General features: G+C 68.2%; 3 protein-coding genes. All 3 read left to right on the top strand.

Annotated elements, in window-relative coordinates:
* Positions 1–105: 105 nt before the first annotated feature.
* The gene (gene parC, locus J5F18_RS15575) at positions 106–2,358 is read left to right on the top strand and encodes a DNA topoisomerase IV subunit A (RefSeq protein WP_346299475.1); all 2,253 of its coding nucleotides are present in this window, start codon (positions 106–108) and stop codon (positions 2,356–2,358) included.
* A gap of 91 nt (positions 2,359–2,449) precedes the next feature.
* Complete coding sequence (serB, locus tag J5F18_RS15570; RefSeq protein ID WP_346299474.1) at positions 2,450–3,670, top strand: phosphoserine phosphatase SerB; 1,221 nt, start codon at positions 2,450–2,452, stop codon at positions 3,668–3,670.
* 5 nt (positions 3,671–3,675) lie between these two features.
* Positions 3,676–4,506, top strand: coding sequence for an ion transporter (locus tag J5F18_RS15565; RefSeq protein WP_346299473.1), 831 nt, complete (start codon positions 3,676–3,678; stop codon positions 4,504–4,506).
* The last annotated feature ends 200 nt before the right edge of the window (positions 4,507–4,706 follow it).

Here is a 4,706-nt window from a genome sequence, read left to right as displayed (position 1 = left end):
GGCAGGCATCATGCTGCGGCGCTAGGCGCTCGGCGCTAGGCGCTATGAACAGTGCGGGCCACGGCCCGCGAATCATTCCATGACGACCAACAGGGCCGCGAACCCATGACCATGGATATCCAGGTGGCGGAGGGCGACGTCGAGCGCCTCTCGCTGCGCGACTACACCGAGAAGGCGTACCTCGACTACTCGATGTACGTCATCCTCGACCGGGCACTGCCCCATATCGGCGACGGCATGAAGCCGGTGCAGCGGCGTATCGTCTACGCCATGCGCGAACTGGCGCTGGGCGCCAACGCCAAGTACAAGAAGTCGGCGCGCACCGTCGGCGATGTGCTCGGCAAGTTCCACCCCCACGGCGACAGCGCCTGCTACGAGGCCATGGTGCTGATGGCCCAGCCCTTCAGCTACCGCTACCCGCTGGTGGACGGCCAGGGCAACTGGGGCAGCCCCGACGATCCCAAGTCCTTCGCCGCCATGCGCTACACCGAGGCGCGGCTGTCGAAGTTTTCCGAGGTGCTGCTCGCCGAGCTGGGCCAGGGCACCGTGGACTGGACCCCCAACTTCGACGGCACCATGAACGAACCGGTGGTGCTGCCGGCGCGGCTGCCCCACGTGCTGCTCAACGGCGGCACCGGCATCGCCGTGGGCATGGCCACGGACATCCCGCCGCACAACGTGAACGAGGTGGTGGAGGCGACCTGCCACCTGCTGCGCCACCCCGAGGCCACCACCGCCGATCTCGCCGCGCACCTGCCGGCGCCGGACTTCCCCAGCGAGGCGGAGATCATCACGCCCCGCGCCGACCTGCGGAAGCTCTACGAGAGCGGCCGCGGCTCGGTGAAGCTGCGCGCCCGCTATGGGATGGAAGAGGGCAGCATCGTGGTCACCGCGCTGCCCTACCAGGTGAGCGGGGCCAAGATCCTCGAGCAGATCGCCGCCCAGATGCAGGCCAAGAAGCTGCCCATGGTGGCCGACCTGCGCGACGAGTCGACCCACGAGGAGCCCACCCGGCTGGTGATCGAGCCGCGCTCCAACCGCGTCGACATCGAGGCGCTGATGGCGCACCTCTTCGCCACGACCGACCTCGAGAAAAACATCCGGGTCAACATGAACGTGATCGGCCTCGACGGCCGGCCCCGGGTCATGCCGCTGCCCGACCTGCTCGGCGAGTGGCTGCGCTTCCGCCGCTCCACGGTGCGCCGGCGCCTGGAGCACCGCCTGGGCAAGGTGGAGGATCGCCTGCACCTGCTCGAGGGGCTCTTGATCGCCTACCTCAACATCGACGAGGTGATCCGCATCATCCGCGAGGAGGACGCCCCCAAGCCCGCCCTGATGGAAGCCTTCGGCCTCAGCGACCGCCAGGCCGAGGCGATCCTCGAGCTGCGCCTGCGCCACCTCGCCAGGCTCGAGGAGATCAAGATCCGCGGCGAGCAGGAGGAGCTCGAGGCGGAGCGCAAGCGGCTCCAGGAGCTGCTCGGCAACGAGGCCAAGCTCACCGACCTGATCGAGGAGGAGCTGCGCGCCGCGGCCGCGGAGCACGGTGATCCACGTCGCTCGCCCCTCGTCGAGCGCGAGGAGGCCCGGGCGCTCTCCGAGGTGGAGCTGGTGGGGGCCGACCCCGTCACCGTGGTGCTCTCCGAGAAGGGCTGGATCCGCGCGGCCCGCGGCCACGAGATCGACCCGGCGGGGCTCTCCTTCAAGGCCGGCGACCGCTTCGCCCTGGCCGTCCGGGGCAAGACCAACCAGCCCCTGGTGCTGCTCGACGACACCGGCCGCGCCTATACCCTGGCCGCCCACAACCTGCCCAGCGCGCGCGGCCAGGGCGAGCCGGTCACCAGCCGGGTCAACGTGGTGGCCGGCGCCCATATGGCTGGGGTGATGCTGGCCCCGCCCGCCACCCGCTACCTGCTTGCCTCCGACGGCGGCTACGGCTTCGTGGCGCGGCTCGAGGAGCTGGTCGGCAAGAACAAGTCCGGCAAGGCGGTGCTCTCGGTGCCCAAGGGGTGCAACGTGCTGCCGCCGGTGGCGGTCCCGGCGGGGGAGAGCGTCTGGGTGGCGTCGGTCTCCAACGAGGGGCGACTGCTGCTCTTCCCCCTCGAGCAGCTCCCCGAGATGGCCAAGGGCAAGGGCAACAAGATGCTCGATATCCCCGGGCCACGAGCCGCGCGCCGCGAGGAGTTCGTGCGCGACCTGGTGTTGCTGCCCGCCGGCGCCAGCCTGGTGGTCCACGCCGGCAAGCGCCATCTCACCCTCAAGCCCGACGATCTCGCGTATTATCGCGGTGAGCGCGGCCGCCGCGGCAGCAAGCTGCCCCGCGGCCTGCAGAAGGTCGACCGGCTGGAAGTCGCCGAGTGAAAGCGCTGTAGGAGCGCGATTTATCGCGCGATGGCCAACACCGCCAATCGCCCGATAAATCGGGCTCCTACGGCTCTAGACAGGGGTTTATATGACACGACGAGTACTGATCCGCGCTACCGGCGCGGCGCGGCCGGGCCAGCTGGCCGGGCTGGGCAGGGCCCTGGCCGCCAGCGGCGCGCGCCTGCTGGACATCAACCAGAGCGTCACCTTCGACCTGCTCTCCCTGGAGGCCCTGGTGGGACTCAACCACGAGGCCGACCTCGAAGGGGCGCTCTCCGCCGCCGGCGATGCCCTGGGGCTCGACGTCCAGGCGATCCAGGTCAGCGCCGAGGATTACCAGCGCTGGAGTGCCCATGCCGGCCAGCCGCGGCTGATCCTCACCCTGCTGGCACCCCATCTGCCCGCCGGCATCCTGGCCGAGGTGGGGGCGCTCACCGCCGAGCACGGCCTCACCGTGGAGCTGATCCACCGCCTCTCGGGGCGCGAGCCCCTGGACGGAGGCGTGCCCCGCGACCACCACAGCATCCAGGGGGCCTGCGTGGAGTGCTGGCTGCGCGGCGAGGAGATCGACCTCGAGGCCCTGCGCGAGAAGGCCCTGGCTCTGGGTGCCATGCACGGCGTGGACATCGCCATCCAGGAGGACTCCATCTGGCGTCGGCACCGGCGTCTGGTCTGCTTCGACATGGATTCGACCCTGATCCAGGCCGAGGTGATCGATGAGTTGGCGCGCCGCCACGGCGTCTATGAAGAGGTGGCGGCGGTCACCGAGCGGGCCATGCGCGGCGAGCTGGACTTCCAGCAGAGCTTCCGCGAGCGTATGGCCAAGCTCCGTGGCCTCGACGAGTCGGTACTGGCCGAGATCGCCGAGACGCTGCCGCTGATGGACGGCGTCGAGCGGCTGATGAAGCAGCTCAAGCGCCTGGGCTACCGCACGGCGATCCTCTCGGGCGGGTTCACCTACTTCGCCCGCCACCTGCAGGAGACGCTCGGCTTCGACGAGATCCACGCCAACGAACTGGTCATCGCGGACGGCAAGGTGACCGGCGAGGTGCGCGAGCCGATCCTCGACGCCGACCGCAAGGCCGAGCTGCTGGGCGAGATCGCCGCCCGCGAAGGGCTTGCTGTGGAGCAGACCATCGCCGTGGGTGACGGCGCCAACGATCTCAAGATGCTGGCCGCCGCGGGGCTGGGCATCGCCTTCCGGGCCAAGCCGCTGGTGCGCGCCCAGGCCAACCACTCGATCTCGACGCTGGGCCTCGATGCGGTGCTCTACCTGATCGGGTATCGCCAGGTGGATCTGGAGGAGTAGTGGACGTGAACGCCCCCTTCGACATCTGGCGCGACCGCTTCGAGCGGCTGCGCAGCAACAAGGCCTTCGAGCTGACGGTGATCACCATCATCGTGGTCTCGGCGCTGCTGATCGGCGCCAAGACCTACGAGGAGGAGGTGAGCCGCTTCCAGGAGGTGATGCTGTGGCTCGACGTCGGCGTCACGCTCTTCTTCCTGGTGGAGATCCTGATCCGCATGGCCGCGGAGCGGCGCCTGCGCGACTTCTTCAAGAAGGGCTGGAACGTCTTCGACTTCATCATCGTCACCGCCAGCCTGATTCCCTTGGAAGACTCGGAGATGGTGCTGCTGGCGCGGCTGCTGCGCATCTTCCGGGTGCTGCGCCTGGTCTCGATGATTCCCGAGCTGCGCATCCTGATCGCGGCGCTGTTCAAGTCGATCCCGCGCATGGGCTATGTGGCGCTGTTGATGTTCATCATCTTCTACATCTACGGCGCCATCGGCAGCTTCCTGTTCGCCAGCGTCGATGAGCGGCTGTGGGGCAACATCTCGCTCGCCATGCTGACGCTCTTCCAGGTGGCCACCTTCGAGAGCTGGGCCACCGCGGTGCTCTATCCGACCATGGAGCACTACCCCTATGCCTGGATCTACTTCCTGACCTTCATCTTCCTCAACGCCTTCATCTTCCTCAACATGATGATCGGTATCGTGCTCGACGTGATGCAGAAGGAGAGCATCCAGGTCGAGCTGGAGAGCGGGGAGGGGGAGGCCGCGGAGCTTCACGGGCTGCGCAGCGACGTGCGCGAACTGCGCGACCAGCTGTCGCGGATGGAGGCGCTCCTGGAACGCCGGGGTTGACAAGGCGCGCCAGGCCTGATTCCCTAGGGAGCATGAACATGACTGCGTACGACCTCGACCTACGACTACTAGCCCGCGCCTGAGCAGCGTGCGGCGATGCGCCCTGCATCGCCTCCAGTCCGGTTGAATCGAGGTCGTACCATGTCTGCCATTACCTTCAGCACTGCCATGATGTTCCCTGCTGCCATGCCTGTCCGTGA

Source organism: Halomonas sp. BM-2019 (assembly GCF_017584085.1).
The sequence above is the reverse complement of the archived record's forward strand: the minus strand, read 5'-3'. Positions and strand labels throughout refer to the sequence as shown.